Consider the following 22366-nt stretch of genomic DNA (forward strand, 5'->3'; position numbering starts at 1 on the left):
TATGAAAAAGATATATTGGATGACAGTGGCTGTCGTGGTTTGTTGCTTGTCTTCTTGCTATGAGGACAAAGGAAACTATGACTATAAGTTGATGAATGATGTAACCGTCAATTTTACGATGGAGGCTACTGAGTTTGTAATGGGCGATGTGCTGAAGGTTGAACCTCAACTTGCATTCTCTTTGGGGGAAGAGACCAACAAACTGGCATATTCATGGTCGTTGAACAGACGGCAAATCTCTACCGATCGTAATCTGAATTGGATGGCGGATGAAGAAGGAAAATATATGGATTTGCGACTGACCGTGACAGATACGGAAACTGGCGTATCTTATTTTTATGCTTCGAGTATTACTGTAACTTCTCCTTATGTAAACAGTGCTTGGGTAGTCTTGTCTGAAAAAGAGGACGGAACGGCAATGTTGACCTACCTACGTCCGACAACAAAGATTGTGCCGGGCGAAAACGGCAAAGAAGACGAGTCTGTGTATGATTGTGCTGTGACTAAGGATGTGTATGGCATCTCCAATGCCGGTAGCTCTCTGGGAGGCAAGCCGGTCTCTATCAGTCAGCACTTTGTCTCTTCATGGACAGAAGACAAACCGCAGGACTTTACCAGTTGGCTTTGGTTGGTGCAACAAGGAGGACAAGGTACAATAGATGTTTCTGGAAGTACCTATAAAACCGAAGGTACATTGCCGTCTATGTTCATTCATGGAGCCTATCCGCAAGGGTTCGAACCTTGGAGGGTATATGATATGCTGTATCTTTCTATGGCAATAGGTATGGATGGAAAGGTATATACTCGTATTAAGGATTCTTATAAACTGTTTAACAACAGTTATTTTATGGACGAGCTTCCGTTGTCGTACCGGCAACAACCGGTGGACGGTACGATGATAGTACGTGCTCCGCGTTTTTGCGATCATGGAGGAACGTTACTCTATGATAAGAATTCGAAACGATACTTTCATATTACAGATTATCAGTCATGGAATGGCAGGAAGTATTGTGGACAGCTGATTGTACCTTCTATCACTAATGAGTCAATATATGAAAAAAATCCGGATTGGGGTAAATTGGACGATATGTCTGATTATGAAGTGCTTTATGTAGATGCTCATAGTGATGATTCTTGGATGGGATTGAAATATGCGGCAGTGCTTCGTAAAAGTAACCGTTATTTTTTGCAAGATTTCACGATAGGTGATTATTGGGGAGGAAGTTCCATTGATGCAGAGATTAACTCGCAGACAGATGTAACGTCAGAATTGGGTGCTATAGTGAAAGAAGATTCTCAATTTGCTTTGTATTATGCACAAGATTATCGCCCTTATTTGTTGATTTCCAGTGGAAACTTATTATATTTCTACTATTTTAATGGAAGTAAAGTGTATAAATACCATCAATTTGATGCTCCGATAAAAAGTATTGATGTAAATAATTCCTCTTTCCAGGGTGATGCCGGTGTCGGGTTAGAAAATGGTGAATTTTATGTCTTGGATTTCTCTACTTCCGTTATTCGGGATGTTATGAATACTGGCGATTCGAAAGAAAAAATTCGTTTCAAGCAAGGCGGTTTGGGTAAAGTTGTAGAAGTCATCTATAAGTGGAAGCAAGCCGCCAACTGGGTGTAAATCAATTATTAAAAATTAAAATATTTATATGCGAAAGAAAATCTATTTACTTCTTTTGGTGGCACTATGCGGGGGGATAATAACTCCCGCTGTAGCTAAGAAGAAAAACAAGAAGAAAGCTTCTACTACGCAAGTGACGTCAGAGAAGAAGGAAAAGAAAGAAACTAAGTATGACAAACTGTTTAAAGGAAAGAAAGTCACAACAGCTAAGGGATTTATAACACTTCATCAGTTTGATAATAAAATCTACTTTGAGTTACCCGTTAAGGTACTCAATCGTGATATTCTGTTGGGATCTACAATTGCAGAAACAACGGACAATCAGTTTGGATGTGTAGGAGAGAAGTCTGGTGATCCTTTCTTGATTCGTTTCGTGCAGCGTGATTCAACGATTACATTGCGTCGTGTGCAGGCAGGACAATGCTCGGATGATCGTGAGATTAAAAAACGTTTGCAGAGTAGTACAATGCCGGCTATCGCCGAAACTTTTGAGATAAAGGCTTACAATAATGACAGTACCGCGGTTGTATTTGATATGACCAGCTATCTGTTGAGTGATAAGAAAATGCTTTCTCCTTTCTCTCCTTATTCATTGATAGAAATGATGGGAGGGAGCGTTGATAAGAATTTTGAAAAGGAAAGTTCTTTTATACAAGGCATCAAAGGCTTCGAAGACAATATCAGTGTTCGTTCCTTGCTGACTTATAAAGTAAGTGTAGGAGCTAAAGGAAGTTATGCAGTAAAAAACATGCCTTTCTCGGCTGTGATGAACCGTAGCTTTATCTTGTTGCCGGAAAAGCCGATGCGTCATCGTTATGCCGATCCGCGTATTGGTATTTTCGAACACTCTATTGTTGAGTTTGCTTCCGAAGGACGCGGATTGCGTACTCGCCATATTGCTCATCGTTGGAATCTGGAACCATCGGATTCTGCCGCATATCTGCGTGGAGAGTTGGTAGAGCCTAAAAAACCTATTATTTTCTATATTGATGATGCATTTCCGTTGAGTTGGAATAAATATATCCATAAAGGAGTTGAGGTATGGCAGAAAGCATTTGAGAAGATTGGCTTTAAGAATGCGATTATAGCAAAGGATTTTCCTAAAGACGATCCTAACTTTGATCCGGAAAACATCAAATATTCTTGTATCCGTTATGCCCCTTCTACAGTAGCTAACGCAATGGGACCTTCTTGGATTGACCCTCGCTCGGGAGAGATTATAAACGCATCAGTAACGGTATATCATAATATTGTGCAGTTGGTTCAATACTGGCGTTTCTTGCAGACTGCCCCGGCAGATAAAGAAGTTCGTGATGTAGTGTTGCGTGAAGATTTGTTGGGAGACTGTATCGCTTACGTACTTTCTCATGAAGTAGGGCATACTTTGTCCCTGATGCACAATATGGCGGGTTCTTCTTCCATTCCTGTAGAGTCGTTGCGTGATCCGAAGTTTACTCAGGAATATGGAACAACCTATTCTATCATGGATTATGCACGTAATAACTATATAGCACAGCCGGGTGATAAGGAGAAAGGAGTACGTATGACACCTCCTGAACTTGGTGCTTATGATTATTATGCGATCTCTTGGTTGTATAAACCGATATTTGAAGCGAAAACATCTGAAGAAGAAATTCCTATACTGGACAAATGGATCAGTGAGAAATCGGGTGATCCTAAGTATCGTTATGGTAAGCAGCAGTTTAAACGTCGCTTTGATCCGAGTTCCGTAGAAGAAGATTTAGGGGATGATCCTGTGAAAGCTTCAGAGTATGGACGTCGTAATCTGCAATATATCCTGAAACATATTAATGAATGGGTAGCAGACAAAGATAAGGATTTTGAGTTCCGTACTGCTTTATATGATGAGATTGTCTACGGATATGTACGCTATTTAAGCTTCGTGTTAGCAGATATCGGAGGTATTTACCTGAATGAGCGTTATGATGGAGATCAACGTCCGAGTTATCAGACTGTGTCGAAAGAACAACAGAAAAAAGCATTGAATTTTTTGCTGAATGAGTTGAAGGATCTTTCTTGGTTGGAGGCGGATGAGACCTTGAAAGAGTTCCCTATTCGTACTTCTGTAGCTATGCAAATGGAGAATGCGATTATTGATGGTATTTTATCCCGTTGTGGTGCTGTTTCTATCTGCTCGAACAAGGCAACATCCGCTCCTTATACTCAAAAAGAATATCTGGCAGATATCGAACGTTTTGTATGGGCATCAACACGTGCTGGTAAAACTTTGACAGATACGGAGATGCGTTTGCAGATGAATTATTTGACAAAATTGATAGAAGGATCTGTAACTGGAGTTGCTAAAAATGCGACTCGTAAAGGCATTACGGATATGTATGGTATTATTGAAATTCCTGAATGGTTGAAGGCTGCTTCGCGTGAGCGTTTCGGCATTATCTCGGAAGAGTTTATGGGATGTTTTAATAATAAGCATGCTGAGATGCAAGCAGCTCGTCTGGAAGAAATTAGCGGTTTTGAGGATGATGTTGATTTAAAGGCTCCATTGGAGCCGATGGAACATGTTTATTTCGGTGAACTGAAGAAAATCCGTAGTTTGCTTGCGGCAAGTGCTTCTACCGGCTCTGCTGATACGCAACGCCATTATCGCTTATTGTTGTACAAAATTGACCAGGCATTAAAATGATAGGAAGTATGAGAAATAGATATAGTAAGATACTTTGTTTATTGCTTCTTTTTATGTGTTGCCTGCCACAAGACGGAAATGCGATATGGCCTTTTAAAAAGAAGAAAAAAGAGGAAAAGAAAGAAGTACTGACACCTTATCAGAAGCTTTTTAAGAATAAGAAAGTACAGACAGCTCATGGGTTGATGACTATTCATAAGGTGGAAGACAAGATATATGTGGAGTTTCCGGTTGCGATGTTGGGTCGTGAGCTGTTGTTCACATCTTCCATTGAGAATACAAGTGATGGGGGAGAAGGTGCACCGGGACAGTTGGGAGGAACAGATGTACGTCTGCGTTTTGAGATGATCGATTCTACAGTCGTGGCACGTATGCCTTTGTTGAGCAAACCTGTCAATACGAGTGGTGATTCTGATATCGCCCGTGCGCTGAATAATTCACATAATCCGGGCATCTTCAAGAGCTTTAAAGTGTTGGCGTGTACGCCGGATAGTTCGGCTCTTGTGGTGAATATGAAAAGCTTATTCTTGGAAGGTTCGGCTTTTACCAAACCTTTTCCGTCGACTTCTGCTAACGGCTATTATGGTTTTGTGTCTCGCGACCACTCATTAGAATCTGATAAATCGTCTATTTTAGGCGTTTCTGCTTCCGGAGATAATATTACCGTTCGTGAGGAATTGGCATATAAGGTGAATCATACCTTGATGGGAGCTTATAGCATGTATGAGAATGTTCCGTTGACGGCTGTAGTAAATAAAATGTTATGCGTTTTGCCCGAAGAGCCGATGACTCCTCGCCTGGCTGATTCACGTCTTGGATTGACCACACAGTTGAAAAGTGATTTTGTCGGAGCTGGACAAGAGGTGAAGAATATACGCTATGCAAAACGTTGGCGGATTGAGCCTTCGGATTCTGCTGCTTATCGTCGGGGTGAACTGGTGGAACCGAAGAAACAATTAGTATTCTATATTGATAGCTTACTACCCGTCAAATGGCATCCTTATGTTAAAGCTGGAGCGGAATCTTGGAATAAAGCTTTTGAAAAGATTGGTTTTAAGAATGTGATTTGTGTGAAGGAGTTTCCTGAAAATGACACTTTGTTTAATGCACACAGTTTGGACTGCATGACCATCCGTTATTCTGCTTCATGGATGAATACTGCACAAACAACTCTTCACTCTGATGCTCGTACCGGTGAGATCTTGAATGCTTCTATTTTGATTAATGCAAACCTGATCAGTGTACAGTATATAGACCGTATTGCGGCAACTGTAGCAACCGATCCTCGTGTCCGTACTGTCATTTTCCCACAAGAGGTACAAGGTGAGCTGATTCAGGCTGCTATTGCCCAGGCGGTAGGAACAGGGCTGGGACTTTCTGCGAACTGGGGAGCTTCTGTTGCTTATCCGGTAGACTCTTTGCGTTCTGCTAGCTTTACACAAAAGTATGGTTTGGCTTCTTCTGTTATGGGTGGGGTAGTGATTAATGATGTAGCTACGGCAGATGATGTCCGGAAGGGAGTACGTTTAGTTAATACGAACCCTGGACCGTATGATGAGTTGGTTATTAAATATCTGTACCAACCTATTTATGCTTCTTCATTACAAGAAGAGAAAGTGACGTTGGATAGCTGGATTCGTCAACGCACAGGAGATCCTCATTATGCTTATATACGTAGTCAGCCCCGTTTCGATTCGGATCCGCGTAATAGTCGTGGCGGTTTGGGAGACGATCATTTGAAGTCATTTGATTATATGCTTTCCAATATCCGTACCGGTTGTGAGAATTATTATACTTGGTTCTCAGAAGGAGACAGGGATATGACAATGCGGAAGCGGGTATATTCAGCACTTTGTGATCGATTGAACAGTCGTGTATATGCGGTTCTTTCGTATGTCGGTGGTATTTATCTTAACGATATTCGTGAAAAAGATGTGATTCCGAGTTACTCGATGGTAGACCGCGAGAAGCAAAAGGCAGCATTGGATAGGGTTCTTCGCCTGGCAAAAGAACTGGACTGGATAGAGAGTACGGCTCGTGCTACAGATTTTACAATTGCTGATAAAAAGGCCGATATGATGCGTTTGAATATTTTCAAGAATATCTTTAATCGTTTGCCTTATATCGAAGTGTGTACGGAACGTTTCCCGGAAACAGCTTATACGGCTTCCGAATATTTGGATGACATTTATAATGTAGTATGGGAAGGAACTCTGAAACATCGTCCGTTGGATAATGTTGAGAAAGCTCTGCAGACAGCTTTTCTGGAAAGTATCATTGCCACCTCTACGGTAACTGCACCTATTGGTAGCTTTAAGGCTTCAAAGGCGTCATTTGCAGATACACGGAAATCGGAAATTAATCTGACGGCTTTACGTGAAGGAGAGAATGTAGAGCATCATTTGTGCTCTTTGCAGGCTCCTGAAGAAATAAGTGGTTTTTCATCTGTTCCGCCTATTTATACGAATCAGACGAAAGTTGCTGCATATTATTTTGATCTGTTGATGCGTACGAAAGAGATGTTGGAAAAGAGTATTTCGACTATGCCTGAGGCTGATCGTTCACATTATGATCTTTTAATCTATCGCATAAACAAAGCGGTAGAGATAAAATAATAAATTTCTCTCTCTTAAATAATTTAATGTTAGCATCGTATTGCTAATGAAGCGCCCCACTGTAGTGATTACGATGGGGCGTCTTTGTTATAGTGTACGTTACAGTGTATGTTTTAATAAATTGAAAACTTTTTGAAATCGTTTGCTATCGAGGCTTGCTTATACTTGTCGCATAGCTAATGCTTTGTTTTCCGCAGCTTCCATAATTTCCCGTTCTCCGGGTCCTTTATCGTTAATACCGCAGAGATGAAGAATCCCGTGGATAATGACACGGTGCAGTTCGTCGTCATAAGAAGCGCCAAATTGCTCCGCATTAGTGCGTATTGTGTCCAGGCTAATGAATAAGTCTCCTGATAAACGATCGCCTTCACAATAATCGAAAGTAATGATATCCGTGTAGTAGTCATGTTGCAGATATTGACGGTTTACCTCCAGAATCTTTTCGTCCGAGCAGAAGATATAAGCGATTTCACCGAGTCTTTTTCCGTAAGAAGCTGCTACGGCTTTTATCCATTCCGTAGTCTCACGTTTCTTGATATCAGGCATTTTTACGCCTTCTGTTTGATAAGTTACAGCCATAATTGAATGTTATGATTTAAAAGAAAAATAAATAACTGATTAAGATAGCGGCTATGATACCCGAAAAGTCTGCAATCAGGCCGCAGGTTACCGCATTACGAGTTTTGGTGATTCCCACACTGCCGAAATAAACGGCCAGAATGTAGAATGTAGTATCTGAAGCTCCGCGTACAACACAGCTCATACGCCCAACAAAAGAATCCGGTCCTAATTCTTTCATCGTATCGATCATCAGGCCGTTTGCGCCGCTGCCACTAAGTGATTTCATCAGTGCAGTAGGTAAAGCCCCGACAAAGCTCGTGTCAACCCCACATAGGCCTACTATATAGCCGATACCTCCCACCAGAAAATCCATTGCTCCCGAAGTGCGGAACACTGCAATTCCTACCAAGAAAGCAACCAGATAAGGAATGATGCGTACAGCCGTCGTAAATCCTTCTTTGGCTCCTTCCACAAAAGAATCGTATACATTGATTTTCTTTCTGACTCCCGTTAAAATAAACAGGATGATGACACTGAACAGCAGGATATTCGCTATCAGTGTAGAATAAGTACCCATATCCTCCCGCGATACACTTAGAAACAGATAAATCAATCCCGAAAAGAAAAGACAGATAATGCCCATTAAAATGAGAATAGGCTTATTGATTAAGTTTATCTTTTGAGTGATGCTGACTGTTATGACTCCTACTAGAGTCGAAATGAAAGTACTTATCAGAATAGGAATGAATACATCCGTAGGCTGTGCAGCCCCCATTTGCGCACGATACACCATGATACTTATCGGAATAATGATGAGGCCGGAGGTATTAATCACCAAAAACATAATCATCGGGTTGGAAGCCGTGTCTTTTTTCGGATTTAGTTCCTGCAGCTCTTTCATTGCTTTCAGTCCCAGCGGAGTGGCGGCATTGTCCAAACCGAGCATATTGGCGGACATATTCATAAAGATGGAGCCCAACACCGGATGTCCTTTAGGAATGTCCGGAAACAAACGGCATAGCACCGGACTTAGAAAGCGCGCCAGTGTATTAATCAATCCGCTGTTCTCTCCGATCTTCATGATACCCAACCAAAGGGCTAGTACACCCGTAAGTCCCAGTGATATCACGAATGCCGTTTTGGAGGAGTCGAATGTAGAGTTCATGATAGCCGTAAATATCTCCGTATCTCCCAGAAAAATCACTTTTATAAGAGCGATGATAAAGGCAATGACGAAGAATCCTATCCAAATGTAATTTAGAACCATAGTTGATAACGTGTATATAGATAGTGCAAAAGTAGTTATTACGTTTCAAATAAACTAAATCTTCGTCTTTCTTATACTGAAAATGAATGTAAATCTCTATCTTTGTCTCCTACTTTCAAGAAATAAATGGAACAGGAAGATTTTAACATACGCGAACATCAGCTTACTTCAAAAGAACGGGATTTCGAGAATGCACTCCGTCCGTTAAGCTTTGAAGACTTTAGCGGGCAGGACAAGGTGGTGGAAAACCTTCGCATTTTTGTGAAGGCGGCACGTCTGCGTGGCGAAGCACTCGACCATGTGCTGTTGCACGGCCCTCCCGGATTAGGAAAAACAACTCTTTCGAACATTATCGCCAACGAATTGGGAGTTGGCTTTAAAGTGACTTCCGGTCCGGTACTCGATAAACCGGGTGATCTGGCAGGAGTGTTAACCAGTCTCGAACCGAATGATGTACTTTTTATCGATGAAATTCATCGGTTGTCGCCTGTAGTGGAGGAATATCTTTATTCGGCCATGGAAGATTACCGCATCGATATTATGATTGATAAGGGACCTTCGGCCCGTAGTATTCAGATAGATTTAAATCCTTTCACGCTGGTTGGCGCAACCACCCGTAGTGGTTTGCTGACAGCTCCGCTTCGTGCACGTTTTGGCATTAATCTTCATTTGGAGTACTATGATGACGACGTTTTGAGCAATATCATCCGTCGTTCTGCATCCATACTGGATGTGCCTTGTTCGGTACGCGCGGCATCGGAGATTGCTTCCCGTAGCCGCGGAACGCCTCGTATTGCCAATGCCTTGCTCCGTCGGGTACGTGACTTTGCGCAGGTGAAAGGCTCCGGCTCTATCGATACGGAGATTGCCCAGTTTGCATTGGAAGCACTGAATATCGATAAATACGGTCTGGATGAGATAGACAACAAGATACTTTGCACTATTATAGACAAGTTTAAAGGTGGCCCGGTAGGTATCACTACCATTGCTACGGCTTTGGGAGAAGATGCGGGAACCATTGAGGAAGTTTACGAACCTTTCCTGATAAAAGAAGGATTCATGAAGCGTACTCCCCGTGGACGTGAAGTGACTGAACTTGCCTATAAACATTTGGGAAGGAGTCTTTATAACAGCCAGAAAACGCTGTTTAATGACTGATAAAAACGGAATAAAAGAACTTTATAAAGCGTAGTTGGATGATGAAGCAATGGACTACTTTACTTGTTTTTCTCTTTTTGAGCCTCTCTTTATCGGCTCAACAGGAATATGGGAGGGATATTTTTGTCTCTTCTGAAGGAGACTCTTTACCTTATCGGATGATTCATCCCGAATCGGTGAAGCCCGGTGAAAAGTATCCGCTCGTACTGTTTCTGCATGGAGCCGGCGAACGGGGAAATGATAATGAGAAACAGTTGACTCATGGTGGACAGATGTTTCTTAATCCGGTCAATCAAGAGAAGTATCCCGCTTTCGTTCTAATTCCACAGTGTCCGACAGACGGTTACTGGGCTTATACAGGACGTCCGAAGTCGCTTATCCCTACAGAAATGCCAGTGGGACAGGAGATCAGTCCTATATTGCAAACGCTTAAACAGTTGCTCGATTCTTATCTGGTAATGCCCGAAGTGGATACACAGCGGGTTTATATTATCGGTCTTTCAATGGGAGCGATGGGAACGTATGATTTAGTAGTGCGTTATCCGGAGATTTTTGCAGCTGCAGTTCCTATTTGCGGTACAGTCAATCCGAGCCGGCTGTCAGTTGCCAAGGATGTGAAGTTTCGTATCTTCCATGGAGATGCGGATGATGTAGTTCCGGTGAAAGGTTCTCGCGAAGCGTATAAAGCACTGAAAGCTGCCGGTGCAGATGTGGAATATATTGAATTCCCCGGTTGTAATCATGGAAGCTGGAATCCGGCTTTCAATTATCCCGGATTTATGGATTGGTTGTTCAAACAAAAGAGGCAACGTTGAGCCAATCTGAATGATAATCAATAATAAAACATGGCTGGACTAAAATCATTAGCTAAAGATACTGCAATTTATGGGTTGAGTAGTATTGTCGGACGGTTCCTTAACTACATGCTGGTGCCTTTGTACACAGCGGTATTGCCGGCTTCCACCGGAGGTTATGGAGTGGTATCAAACGTATATGCGTTTACAGCCCTGATGCTTGTATTGCTTACGTTTGGTATGGAAACGGGATTCTTCCGTTTTGCCAATAAATCGGGAGAAGACCCGATGAAAGTATATGCCAACTCCTTGTTATCGGTAGGAGGGGTATCTTTGATTTTTGTTTTCCTTTGCCTGTTATTCCTGCAACCTATTTCCAATTTACTGGATTATGGCGATCATCCGGAGTTCATAGCGATGATGGCTGTTGTGGTAGCTTTAGACTCTTTCCAATGCATCCCTTTTGCTTATTTACGGTATAAAAAACGGCCCATCAAGTTTGCTGCTATCAAACTGCTCTCTATCGTTGGTGGCATCGGTTTGAATTTATTTTTCCTACTGGTGTGCCCGTGGCTGAATGTACATTGTCCGTCAACTATCTCCTGGTTTTATGATCCGGATTATTTAGTGGGATATATCTTTATTAGCAACCTGATTATCTCAGTTGTTCAGATGTTCTTCTTCATCCCGGAACTGACAGGTTTTGCTTATAAATTAGACCGGGTATTGTTGAAACGAATGGTCGTATATTCTTTCCCGGTATTAATCTTAGGCTTGGTAGGTATTCTAAACCAGACTGTGGATAAGATGATATATCCGTTTCTTTTTGAAGACCGGCAGGAGGGGTTGGTACAATTGGGTATCTATGCGGCAACCAGTAAGATTGCGATGGTAATGGCAATGTTTACGCAAGCTTTCCGTTATGCTTACGAACCGTTTGTCTTTGGCAAAGACCGCGAAGGAGACAACCGGAAGATGTATGCCGCTGCGATGAAGTATTTTCTTATATTTTCCTTGCTGGCTTTCCTTGCTGTCATGTTTTATCTCGACTTATTGCGTTATCTGGTGGCAAGAGGTTACTGGGAAGGCCTGGGGGTAGTAGCCATTGTAATGCTTGCAGAGATCTGTAAAGGGATCTATTTCAACCTTTCCTTTTGGTATAAACTGACGGATAAGACCTATTGGGGAGCCTACTTCTCGGTGATTGGTTGTGTTATTATTGTCGTATTGAACATTCTGTTTGTGCCGGTTTACGGTTATCTTGCTTCGGCATGGGCTTCTGTTGCAGGCTATGCAGTCATCTTGTTGCTATCCTATTGGATAGGACAGAAAGAATACCCGATTCATTATGATTTGAAGAGCCTCGGACTTTATGTTCTGCTGGCAGCGGTACTTTACGTTATTGGAGAGCAGGTTCCTATCCCTAATATAGTGCTCCGTCTCGCTTTCCGTACCGTACTCTTATTGCTATTTATAGCCTATATTATCAAAAAGGATTTACCATTGAGTCAGATTCCTGTTATTAATCGATTTATAAAGAAGAAATAACTATGAAGACAGATGAACGTAATAAGTTTGCTATCAAGTCCTTTCTGGGAGAATATCTGGACTTGAGGAAAGATAAGGATAACGAACTGGCTACAGTGGATTCTATCCGTAAGGGGGTAGAGTTCAAAGGTGCCAATTTATGGATTCTGATCTTTGCCATATTCATGGCATCACTCGGATTGAATGTGAACTCCACTGCCGTTATTATCGGTGCCATGTTGATTTCTCCATTGATGGGACCTATTATGGGAGTAGGATTGTCTGTCGGACTAAATGATTTTGAATTAATGAAACGCTCTTTGAAGAGCTTTCTCATAACGACCGCTTTCAGTGTGACTACGGCAACCATCTTTTTCCTTCTTGCTCCTATTGCCGGTTCACAGTCAGAGTTGCTGGCACGCACATCGCCCACTATTTATGATGTATTCATCGCACTTTTTGGTGGATTGGCAGGTGTCGTAGCTCTCTCTACCAAGGAAAAAGGAAATGTGATTCCGGGCGTTGCCATTGCTACCGCATTGATGCCGCCGCTTTGTACAGCAGGTTACGGGTTGGCTTCCGGCAATCTTATTTATTTCCTGGGAGCTTTTTATCTTTATTTCATCAACTCTGTTTTTATCAGTCTGGCTACTTTCCTCGGGGTTCGTGTGATGCATTTCCAACGAAAGGAATTTGTGGATAAAACCCGTGAGAAGACCGTACGTAAATACATCGTTCTGATTGTGGTGCTTACCATGTGCCCTGCAGTTTATCTGACATTTGGAATTATAAAGAGCACTTTCTATGAAGCAGCAGCCAATCGTTTTATAAACGATCAGTTAAGCTTTGAGAATACGCAGGTACTTGATAAGAAAATCAGCTATGAACATAAAGAAGTACGGGTTGTCTTGATTGGTCCTGAAGTGCCTGACGCTTCGATATCTATTGCCCGTAGCAAGTTGAAAGAGTATAAGCTGGAAGATACGAAACTGATTGTATTACAGGGGATGAACAATGAGGCGGTAGATGTATCTTCTATCCGTGCCATGGTCATGGAAGACTTCTATAAAAACAGTGAGCAACGGCTTCAACAACAGGCGGTGAAAATTTCCCAGCTGGAGACAACGCTGGAGCAATACAGAACGTACGATGCTATGAGTCGTACATTAGTGCCCGAACTGAAGGTGCTTTATCCTTCCATCACTACACTCTCCATCGCTCACTCGCTCGAAGTACGAGTCGATTCGATGAAGACGGATACGGTAACATTGGCTGTCCTTAAATTCGCCAGACATCCGTCTGTTGCCGAGAAAGAGAAAATCAGCGAATGGCTGAAAGCCCGCGTAGGAACGAAGAAGTTGAGGCTGATTACAGAATAATGAATCTAAAAATAATAATATGAAGTTCAGACTAACCGTCTTGATAGTCTTTTCTCTCTGTCTGTCGAATGTGTTTGCCGATGAGGGAATGTGGCTGTTGGGAAATCTCCGAAAGAATAAACAGACTGACCGGGTAATGAAAGAACTTGGTTTGCAGATGCCTGTAAATAAAATATATAATCCGAAGAAGCCATGTCTGGCAGATGCTGTTGTCAGCTTCGGAGGTTTCTGTTCGGGAGTGGTAGTTTCCGAAGACGGTCTGGTGTTTACCAATCATCATTGTGGTTTCAGCAGTATTCAGCAACATTCTTCAGTGGAACATGATTATCTGAAAGATGGATTCTTTGCACGTAGTCTTGAGGAAGAATTGCCGAATCCGGAATTGTATGTTCGTTTCCTGCTTCGTACGGAAGACGTTACCAAACGGGTATTGTCTGCCGCCCGGCATGCTAAAACGGAAACAGAGCGCCGTGTGGCTGTTGATTCGATTATGAATGTAATCAGTATGGAAGTCTCCGAAAAGGATTCTACATTGACTGGCATTGTAGATGCTTATTATGCAGGGAATGAATTCTGGCTTTCTGTTTATCGTGATTATAACGATGTCCGTCTGGTTTTTGCACCTCCTTCTTCTGTCGGGAAGTTCGGATGGGATACGGATAATTGGATGTGGCCGCGTCATACGGGTGATTTCAGTGTATTCCGTATCTATGCTGATGCCAAGAATGGTCCGGCGGATTATTCTCCTGAAAACGTCCCCTATCATCCCGAATATGTAGCACCTATTTCTTTGGATGGATACAAAGAAGGTTCTTTCTGCATGACGCTTGGCTATCCGGGCAGTACGGAACGTTACCTTTCCTCGTATGGTATCGAAGAGATGATGAATGGAATCAATCAGGCAATGATTGATGTACGGGGAGTGAAACAAACCATCTGGAAACGGGAGATGGACCGGCGTCCGGATATTCGCATTAAGTATGCTTCAAAATACGATGAAAGCTCCAATTATTGGAAAAATAGCATTGGAACGAATAAAGCCATCAAGCATTTGAAAGTATTGGAAAAGAAACGGGAGGCTGAAGCAGCGCTTCGTGACTGGATTCAGTCTCGTCCGGAAGAGAGAGAGAAACTGATTCGTTTATTCTCCTCTTTAGAATTGAGTTATAGCAATCGTCGGGAAACCAATCGTGCGTTAGCTTATTTCGGTGAATCGTTTATCAATGGTCCCGAGTTGGTGCAGCTTGCTCTTGAAATTCTCAATTTCGACTTTGAGGCGGAAGAGAAGCTAGTGATAACTCGCATGAAAAAGTTACTGGAGAAATATGATAATCTCGATCTTTCCATTGATAAGGAGGTTTTTGCTGCCATGCTTAAAGAGTATCAGTCGAAAGTGGATAAAAAGTTTCTGCCTGCTATGTATGAGAAGATAGATACGTTCTACAACGGGAATATTCAGACCTATGTAGATTCTTTGTATGCGACTTCCAATATAACGTCTCCTAAGGGCTTGAAACGCTTTCTGGAGCGAGATACTACGTACAATCTCATAGAGGATCCTGCTGTTTCCTTGAGTCTGGATCTGATCGTGAAGTATTATGAGATGAATCAGAGCATTTCCGAGGCTTCCGAGCAGATAGAGCAGGGGGAGCGTTTATTCAATGCTGCCATGCGCCGTATGTATGCCGAACGTAATTTCTATCCGGATGCCAATTCCACCATGCGACTTAGTTTCGGAACGGTTGGAGGATATACTCCCTTTGATGGAGCTACTTATGATTATTATACAACCGTGAAAGGCATCTTTGAGAAAGTGAAGGAACATGCCGGTGATATTGACTTTGCTGTCCAGCCGGAGTTGTTAAATCTGCTTTCCTCCGGTGATTTCGGAAGATATGCCAATGAACAGGGGGATATGAATGTTTGCTTTATCTCCAACAATGATATAACAGGAGGTAATTCCGGCAGTGCCATATTCAATGCTAAAGGAGAATTGCTGGGGTTGGCTTTCGATGGCAACTGGGAAGCAATGAGTAGCGATATCGTATTCGAGCCTGATTTGCAGCGGTGTATCGGAGTGGACGTGCGGTATATGCTTTTTATTATGGAGAAATACGGTAAGGCGGGGAATCTTGTTCAGGAGTTGAACATTGCCCGGTAAATCAAGTAATGGGGGGGGCAGTGCATTTTTCCCCCTCTCTTTTATCGTTTTAATATAATAACGATCACGGCGGCAATAATCAGTGCAATGCCTACACCGATGCTTGTGGTGAAGGCTTCTCCGAAAAGAAAGATTCCAACGCATACAGCAGTTACCGGCTCCATGGCTCCCAATACGGAAGTGAGTGTGGATCCGATGCTTTTTACGGCTCTTACTAAAGCGAGGTTAGAAACTACGGTGGGGATTAAGGCCAGTAGGATCAAGTTGCCGGCAGTATGCCATTCGCTGATGGGTTGAAGTTGGCTGATAGATTCCGTTCCGATAAAAAGAAGAATACTCCCGAAAAGGAATACGTAGAAAGTAAGCAGTAAGCCTTTCATCTGTCCGATCTTTAGTTGGCTCATTGTAACGAGATAAAGTGCATATCCGAGTGCCGACAGCAGGACAATGAAAAGACCCATGAAAGAAAAGCCCCCCGTTTCTGTGTTTCCGCCGGATAAGAAATAGACTCCTGCTACTGCGGACGCAATGGCAGCGATCCGCCAGCCGGACTTCTTTTCTTTAAAAAAGAGCATCATGATTAGCGTGGTAAGCACCGGATACATGAAATGAATAGTGGTGGCAACTCCGCTGGCCATAAATTTATATCCCCAAAATAAGAATACTGCGGACATTAAATAAAGAAGTGAAAGAAAAAACAGCGAAGGAATGTCCTGTCGTTTGATACGAAATGACTGTCCGTTCATCAATAAAATCCCTCCCATTGCCAGACAGGCAAACAGGAACCGATAGAAAAGTATCGATTCAAATTGCATTCCCGCTTGCATGGCAGGAATGGTAAATAGAGGGATAAGTCCAAAAGAGGCCGATGAAAGCAGCCCATATAGCAAACCATTCACTTTATTCATAGTCAAGTATATTTCGGGTCGCAAAGATATAGCTTTTTTTGAGGTAAGTGTACCGTTCCGATTCATTTCCTATAAACTGATAAAGTAAGAGTATTGCAGCAAAATAACTTCCCTATGCGATATTTTTCGTAAATTAGCGCGCAATATGCTCTTTATGAGATGGAAAGAAAATACAGACTAATTTTTGAATAAAATGAAACGATTGACATTAGTATCGGGGCTACTCTTTTTAATGTTGCAAACAACATTTTCGCAGGTGCAGGTACCGGGCAATTGCAAACCCGTGAATTTGGCTTGCGATTATTTAGTGAATCCTCTGGGAGTGGATAATCCTGCTCCCCGGTTATCATGGATGTTGAATGATACCCGGAGAGGGGCACGACAAACAGCTTATCAAGTCATGGTGGGTAAAGACTCTCTTCAACTTGTTGCCGGAAAAGGAGATACTTGGGATTCAGGCAAAAAGAATACTGAAGAGATTCTAATTACTTATTCGGGCGAGGGCCTCACCCCATTCACCAAGTATTATTGGAAAGTGAATGTATGGGATCAGGATGGAATCCAATCTTCTTCGGATATCAATTGTTTTGAAACCGGAATGATGGGGATGGAGAACTGGCAGGGCGCCTGGATTGGGGATAACAGGGATATTAATTATCAACCTGCACCTTATTTCCGGAAAGTGTTTGATGCAAAGAAGAGTGTCCGGTCAGCAAGGGCATACATTGCCGTGGCAGGTTTGTATGAACTGTACATCAATGGCGAGAAAATAGGAAATCATAGACTGGACCCGCTATATACCCGGTTCGACAGACGTAATTTCTACGTAACTTATGATGTTACCCCTCAAATACAGAAGGGACGGAATGCGATTGGTGTATTGCTGGGTAATGGATGGTATAATCATCAGTCGATGGCTGTGTGGGATTTCCACCGTGCACCGTGGCGCAACCGCCCTGCTTTCTGTATGGATGTGCGGATTACGTATGAAGACGGTTCCGTTGAAGTGGTTTCTACAGAGCGCGACTGGAAAACTTCATCGGGGGCATTAGTCTTCAATAGTATTTATACAGCCGAACATTACGACGCCCGCCTGGAGCAAAAAGGTTGGAACACAGCGGACTTTGATGATTCCCAATGGAGTGGGGTAGGATATAGGGCTGTTCCTTCACTAAATGTAGTGTCTCAACAAGTGCAGCCGATCCGTGCGGTAGAAACAATTCCTGTAAAGACATGGAAAAAGCTCAATGATACAACGTATGTATTTGATTTTGCCCGTAATATGGCAGGTGTCACCCGCATCAAAGTATCCGGAGAAGAAGGAACTGTCGTGAGGTTGAAACATGGCGAGCGGTTGTATGACAACGGACGAGTGAATACGTCAAATATTGATGTGTATCACCGCCCGGTAGACAACTCCGATCCTTTCCAAACGGATATGCTGGTTTTGAGCGGGAAAGGAGAGGATGAGTTTATGGCACGATTCAATTATAAAGGTTTCAGATACGTGGAAGTAACAAGCAATAACCCCATTGTACTGAATGAAAATAGTCTGACTGCCTACTTTGTGCATAGTGATGTTCCGCAGAAAGGGACGATTCATACTTCGAATGCACTTATCAACCGTCTTTGGTGGGCTACGAATAATGCCTATTTATCCAACTTAATGGGTTATCCTACCGACTGTCCCCAGCGTGAGAAAAACGGATGGACGGGCGACGGTCACTTTGCTATTGAAACGGCATTGTACAATTATGACGGTATCACTGTCTACGAGAAATGGCTTGCCGACCACAGAGACGAGCAACAGCCCAATGGCGTATTACCTGACATTATCCCTACAGGAGGCTGGGGATATGGCACGGATAATGGGCTGGACTGGACGAGTACCATCGCCATCATTCCATGGAATATTTATATGTTTTACGGTGATAGTAAACTATTGGCGGACTGTTATGAGAACATCAAACGGTATGTAGACTATGTGGATCGTACTAGTCCAACTGGATTAACCTCGTGGGGAAGAGGAGACTGGGTGCCTGTTAAATCCCATTCTTCCAAGGAACTGACTTCTTCTGTCTATTTCTACGTGGATACCAAGATACTTGCCAATGCCGCAAAGATGTTTAATAAAACGGAAGATTACGAGTATTATTCTGCCCTTGCCGACAAGATAAAGAATGCGATTAATGATAAATTCTTGAATAGAGAAACGGGTATTTATGGTAGCGGAGTCCAGACAGAACAGAGCGTTCCCTTGCAATGGGGGATTGTTTCCGAAGAACTGAAGAGGAAAGTGGCCAGGAATCTTGCAAAACAGGTAGAGGCAGCCGGTTTTCATTTGGATGTAGGTGTGTTGGGAGCAAAAGCTATCTTGAATGCGTTGAGTGAGAACGGTGAAGCCGAAACGGCTTATAAATTAGCCGTACAAGATACTTATCCATCATGGGGCTGTTGGATTGCCAATGGGGCTACCACCTTGCTGGAGAACTGGGATTTGAATGCAACGCGCGACATTTCAGACAATCATATGATGTTTGGTGAAATTGGCGGGTGGTTTTATAAAGGATTGGGCGGAATCTTCCCTGACCCCGAAAATCCCGGATTCAAACATATCCTCCTTCGCCCTAATTTCCCCAGTGGACTAAATCAGTTCGAAGCCAGACATCAATCGCCTTATGGTGAAATCTGTTCTAAATGGGAACGTAAAAAGAACCGTATTGTCTATCAGGTAACTGTCCCTGCAAATAGCACTGCTACCTTTTATGCACCCGACAATGTGGAGGGAGAACGTGTAGTAAAACTAGAAGCGGGAGAACATGTACTGGAATTGAAACTAAAACGTTAATGGAAAACAGTAAATCCCGGACCGATGTCTTTACATCGGTCCGGGATTTATCTTCTGTAATGTAGATTATGCGGATAAGTACAATGTTCAGTCTTATTCTTCTATTCACCTTTTTCACATCATGCTAAACCGTTTATTTTCAGATATCTCCTGTGAATGAACAGCACTGCTTGCTTTTTCACAGCCCTTCACACTCTTCACCGGATACAAATTTTCCGGTATTGTATGTTGTCAAGCGATATCATTGACGTCATGCTTCTTCGATAAAAATGTCCTTTCTTAATGCAGATAAGTCGTCTCTTTCTCATTTGTTTAGCGTTTATCAATAGATAGTCGACTATAGTTGTCTTATAAGCCGACTGCAATTGACCTGTAAGACAACTATAGTCAGCTATTCAGCTGACTATAGTCATCCATATACATGACTCTGGTTTTCCTTTACTATGGTAACGGCTTACGTATGGTAATAAGTATGTTTGTTTTGCGAGAAGAATACAAACCGGAAATGGCAAACCTATCTTTTCGATTTCGGGAAGCTATAAAATTGAAACTAATATGGATACCAAGCTTCCTTATTTGGAACATAAATATGTGACCTTGTATGTTGAATATCATTATAGTGACGTTGCAAACGAGGCATATCCGATGAATTATAAGGTAACAGGTTCTATGATTATGGAACGTAAACGTAATATCAATATACCAGATGAAGATCAGTCTTATATTTGGTAAATTATCTCTCTTTTTCGGTTTTCATTAGGCAGGAAAGAATATAAGAGTTCCCCTTATTTTACTCTATTCTCTTTTAAGAGAAAAGTAAAATAAGGGGAATTTATATAAGATAGATTTCAAACGTGAAATTTGTATTAAGTCATATTCTGGGGGGAAAGATACTTATTTTTTCGGCTTCCTGCGTGCCCATCCCTCTTCGCTGAAATCAGGCTCTTTATCTTTGAAGAGCTGCTGCCAGTCTTCTTTCTTTTTCGGGCCACGGGCGTCGGCATATCCTCGTTCGGCACGGCTTGGCTTTTCTTTCTTTGCAGATTTAGCACCTCCTCTTGTCGAAGTTTCTGATTTTCTATCCTTTCTGTCTTTGTTTTCGTAGCGTGGTGTACGTTCGTCGTTTTTACCTCCGAACCTTTTTCCGCCTTTACGATCTGCAAAACCACCTGTTTTACGGCCTTCTCCGCTTTCTTCGCCGGCCACTTCAACAGAGACTTTACGCCCGTTCCAGTTGGCGCGGTTCAATGCTTTCACTACATTCTGCGCTTCTTTTTCAACGACTTCGAAGAAAGAGAAGTTTTGCATCAGGTCGATGCGTCCTAGTTCTATGCGCCCTCGTGTGTTGCTGTTCAGCAAACCAATAAGGTCGCTGGGGAAGAAGTTGTCCGTTTTACCCATATTGATAAACAGACGGGTAAAGCCCGGAGCAGCCTTCCGGCTTCTCTTTTCAAAGCCACCCTCTTTGCGGTCACCTCTTGCACCACGTTCTCCGCGAATGTCAGTCGGTACTTCTATTTCTGCACGGTTACGATAATATTCGGCAAAGCGGTTGAATTCGTGTGAAACCATGCGCTTAATCAAATCCTCTTTGCTTAACCATTCCAGTTTGCGATAGATTTCCGGCATAAACTCGGAGATTTCTTCTTCGTTTACTTTTACCTTCTCGAGGTCATCAATCACTTTGATCAGCTGTTTCTGGCAGATGCCTGCTGCTGTTGGCATCTCTCCGGGAATGAATTTCTTGCCGATGATACGCTCTATTTCGCGGAGCTTTCCTTTTTCACGAAGATTGATGATAGCGATAGAGGTTCCTGTTTTTCCGGCACGTCCTGTACGTCCGCTACGGTGCGTATAACTTTCCGTATCGTCCGGCAGTCCGTAGTTGATAACGTGGGTAAGATCATCTACGTCCAGTCCGCGGGCAGCTACGTCAGTGGCAACGAGAAGTTGCAGGTTACGGATGCGGAACTTTTGCATAACTGCGTCGCGCTGTGCTTGTGAAAGTTCTCCATGCAGGGAATCGGCATTGTAGCCTTCCTGCATCAGCTTATCTGCAATTTCCTGTGTCTCTTTACGGGTGCGGCAGAAGATGATACCATAAATTTGCGGATAATAGTCGACGATGCGTTTCAGTGCTTCGAATTTATCTTTGGCTTGTACAGTGTAAGCGACGTGCTTCACATTGCTGGTACTTTCGTTCTTGCGACCGATCGTAATTTCCTTCGCATCACGCAGGTATTTTTTAGAAATGCGTGTAATTTCCGGACTCATGGTTGCCGAGAACAGCAAGGTGTTGCGTTCTTGCGGAACATCCGCTAAAATGGCATTGATGCTATCTGTAAATCCCATGTTCAGCATTTCGTCCGCTTCGTCCATCACTACGTTGCGGATAGTAGACAGGAATACGGTTTTCCGTTCCATCAAGTCCAGTAAACGTCCGGGAGTAGCCACAATGATATGTACACCGCGTTTCAGGCTGCGTATCTGGCTGTCAATGGAAGAACCGCCGTAAACAGGCAGTACTTTCAATCCGTCAACATACTTGGAATAGTCGTTCAAATCTCCTGCTATCTGGAGGCAAAGCTCGCGGGTGGGGCAGAGGATAAGTGATTGGGGGATTCGGTTCTTTACGTCAATCTGTTGGATCAGGGGCAGACCAAATGCGGCTGTTTTACCTGTTCCTGTCTGTGCAAGAGCTACTACATCATTATTTTCTCCTAAAAGGTACGGAATCACTTCTTCTTGTACCGGCATGGGATTCTCGTATCCCATTTCTTCAATTGCTCTACGTATCTCCGGAGAAACGCCAAGCTCTTCAAATGTCTTCATTAAATCTCTGTATAT

Annotated in this window: 14 protein-coding genes; 10 read left to right on the forward strand and 4 right to left on the reverse strand. The window is 42.8% G+C overall.

Annotated elements, in window-relative coordinates:
• Position 1 precedes the first annotated feature (1 nt).
• From AAHJ11_RS09220 to AAHJ11_RS09230, 3 genes are read left to right on the forward strand one after another with little or no spacing between them, the layout of a single operon-like run.
• Positions 2-1636 carry a PKD-like family lipoprotein gene (locus AAHJ11_RS09220; RefSeq protein WP_167511919.1) on the forward strand — a complete coding sequence of 545 codons (1635 nt, stop codon included), beginning with the start codon at positions 2-4 and terminating at the stop codon, positions 1634-1636.
• A gap of 28 nt (positions 1637-1664) precedes the next feature.
• On the forward strand, positions 1665-4301 hold the full coding sequence (locus AAHJ11_RS09225; RefSeq protein ID WP_413579410.1) for a zinc-dependent metalloprotease: 2637 nt from the start codon (positions 1665-1667) through the stop codon (positions 4299-4301).
• Positions 4302-4309: 8 nt separating this feature from the next.
• Positions 4310-6916, forward strand: a complete 2607-nt coding sequence (locus AAHJ11_RS09230) for a zinc-dependent metalloprotease (protein ID WP_413579411.1) — start codon at positions 4310-4312, stop codon at positions 6914-6916.
• Between the two features lie 159 nt (positions 6917-7075).
• On the opposite strand, the gene ybeY is transcribed toward AAHJ11_RS09230, so the two are convergent.
• Positions 7076-7495 carry an rRNA maturation RNase YbeY gene (gene ybeY / locus AAHJ11_RS09235; RefSeq protein ID WP_007762844.1) on the reverse strand — a complete coding sequence of 140 codons (420 nt, stop codon included), beginning with the start codon at positions 7493-7495 and terminating at the stop codon, positions 7076-7078.
• Between the two features lie 16 nt (positions 7496-7511).
• The gene (locus AAHJ11_RS09240) at positions 7512-8744 is read right to left on the reverse strand and encodes a nucleoside recognition domain-containing protein (protein ID WP_413579412.1); all 1233 of its coding nucleotides are present in this window, start codon (positions 8742-8744) and stop codon (positions 7512-7514) included.
• 126 nt (positions 8745-8870) lie between these two features.
• Between AAHJ11_RS09240 and ruvB the strand changes: the two genes are divergently transcribed.
• From ruvB to AAHJ11_RS09265, 5 genes are read left to right on the forward strand one after another with little or no spacing between them, the layout of a single operon-like run.
• Entirely contained in the window at positions 8871-9902 is a 1032-nt protein-coding gene (gene ruvB, locus AAHJ11_RS09245) for a Holliday junction branch migration DNA helicase RuvB (protein WP_148367853.1), read from the forward strand.
• Positions 9903-9940: 38 nt separating this feature from the next.
• The gene (locus tag AAHJ11_RS09250) at positions 9941-10717 is read left to right on the forward strand and encodes a dienelactone hydrolase family protein (RefSeq protein ID WP_195649677.1); all 777 of its coding nucleotides are present in this window, start codon (positions 9941-9943) and stop codon (positions 10715-10717) included.
• A gap of 30 nt (positions 10718-10747) precedes the next feature.
• Entirely contained in the window at positions 10748-12244 is a 1497-nt protein-coding gene (locus AAHJ11_RS09255; protein ID WP_004298043.1) for a polysaccharide biosynthesis C-terminal domain-containing protein, read from the forward strand.
• A 2-nt stretch (positions 12245-12246) separates the two neighbouring features.
• On the forward strand, positions 12247-13602 hold the full coding sequence (locus AAHJ11_RS09260) for a TIGR00341 family protein (RefSeq protein WP_234131731.1): 1356 nt from the start codon (positions 12247-12249) through the stop codon (positions 13600-13602).
• 19 nt (positions 13603-13621) lie between these two features.
• Entirely contained in the window at positions 13622-15763 is a 2142-nt protein-coding gene (locus AAHJ11_RS09265) for a S46 family peptidase (RefSeq protein WP_413579414.1), read from the forward strand.
• Between the two features lie 41 nt (positions 15764-15804).
• Here AAHJ11_RS09265 and AAHJ11_RS09270 read toward each other — a convergent pair whose 3' ends face one another.
• Complete coding sequence (locus AAHJ11_RS09270; RefSeq protein ID WP_217721759.1) at positions 15805-16671, reverse strand: DMT family transporter; 867 nt, start codon at positions 16669-16671, stop codon at positions 15805-15807.
• Positions 16672-16864: 193 nt separating this feature from the next.
• Between AAHJ11_RS09270 and AAHJ11_RS09275 the strand changes: the two genes are divergently transcribed.
• Positions 16865-19519 (forward strand): glycoside hydrolase family 78 protein, encoded by a 2655-nt coding sequence (locus tag AAHJ11_RS09275; RefSeq protein WP_148367858.1) that lies wholly within the window; start codon positions 16865-16867, stop codon positions 19517-19519.
• 555 nt (positions 19520-20074) lie between these two features.
• Positions 20075-20251, forward strand: coding sequence for a hypothetical protein (locus AAHJ11_RS09280; protein ID WP_148367859.1), 177 nt, complete (start codon positions 20075-20077; stop codon positions 20249-20251).
• 162 nt (positions 20252-20413) lie between these two features.
• Here AAHJ11_RS09280 and AAHJ11_RS09285 read toward each other — a convergent pair whose 3' ends face one another.
• Entirely contained in the window at positions 20414-22351 is a 1938-nt protein-coding gene (locus AAHJ11_RS09285; protein WP_413579415.1) for a DEAD/DEAH box helicase, read from the reverse strand.
• Positions 22352-22366: the final 15 nt, after the last annotated feature.

This window comes from Bacteroides sp. 90-K9/2, assembly GCF_047310725.1.
In the GTDB taxonomy this organism is placed as follows: Bacteria; Bacteroidota; Bacteroidia; order Bacteroidales; family Bacteroidaceae; genus Bacteroides; species Bacteroides vicugnae.

Bases quoted from the DNA above. Each gene is read 5' to 3' on its own strand.
- AAHJ11_RS09220 (WP_167511919.1), top strand. From the start codon at position 2: ATGAAAAAGATATATTGGATGACAGTGGCTGTCGTGGTTTGTTGCTTG.
- AAHJ11_RS09250 (WP_195649677.1), top strand. From the start codon at position 9,941: ATGATGAAGCAATGGACTACTTTACTTGTTTTTCTCTTTTTGAGCCTC.
- AAHJ11_RS09255 (WP_004298043.1), top strand. From the start codon at position 10,748: ATGGCTGGACTAAAATCATTAGCTAAAGATACTGCAATTTATGGGTTG.
- AAHJ11_RS09230 (WP_413579411.1), top strand. From the start codon at position 4,310: ATGAGAAATAGATATAGTAAGATACTTTGTTTATTGCTTCTTTTTATG.
- AAHJ11_RS09240 (WP_413579412.1), bottom strand. From the start codon at position 8,744: ATGGTTCTAAATTACATTTGGATAGGATTCTTCGTCATTGCCTTTATC.
- AAHJ11_RS09260 (WP_234131731.1), top strand. From the start codon at position 12,247: ATGAAGACAGATGAACGTAATAAGTTTGCTATCAAGTCCTTTCTGGGA.
- AAHJ11_RS09270 (WP_217721759.1), bottom strand. From the start codon at position 16,671: ATGAATAAAGTGAATGGTTTGCTATATGGGCTGCTTTCATCGGCCTCT.
- AAHJ11_RS09285 (WP_413579415.1), bottom strand. From the start codon at position 22,351: ATGAAGACATTTGAAGAGCTTGGCGTTTCTCCGGAGATACGTAGAGCA.
- AAHJ11_RS09265 (WP_413579414.1), top strand. From the start codon at position 13,622: ATGAAGTTCAGACTAACCGTCTTGATAGTCTTTTCTCTCTGTCTGTCG.
- AAHJ11_RS09225 (WP_413579410.1), top strand. From the start codon at position 1,665: ATGCGAAAGAAAATCTATTTACTTCTTTTGGTGGCACTATGCGGGGGG.
- ruvB (WP_148367853.1), top strand. From the start codon at position 8,871: ATGGAACAGGAAGATTTTAACATACGCGAACATCAGCTTACTTCAAAA.
- AAHJ11_RS09275 (WP_148367858.1), top strand. From the start codon at position 16,865: ATGAAACGATTGACATTAGTATCGGGGCTACTCTTTTTAATGTTGCAA.
- ybeY (WP_007762844.1), bottom strand. From the start codon at position 7,495: ATGGCTGTAACTTATCAAACAGAAGGCGTAAAAATGCCTGATATCAAG.
- AAHJ11_RS09280 (WP_148367859.1), top strand. From the start codon at position 20,075: ATGGATACCAAGCTTCCTTATTTGGAACATAAATATGTGACCTTGTAT.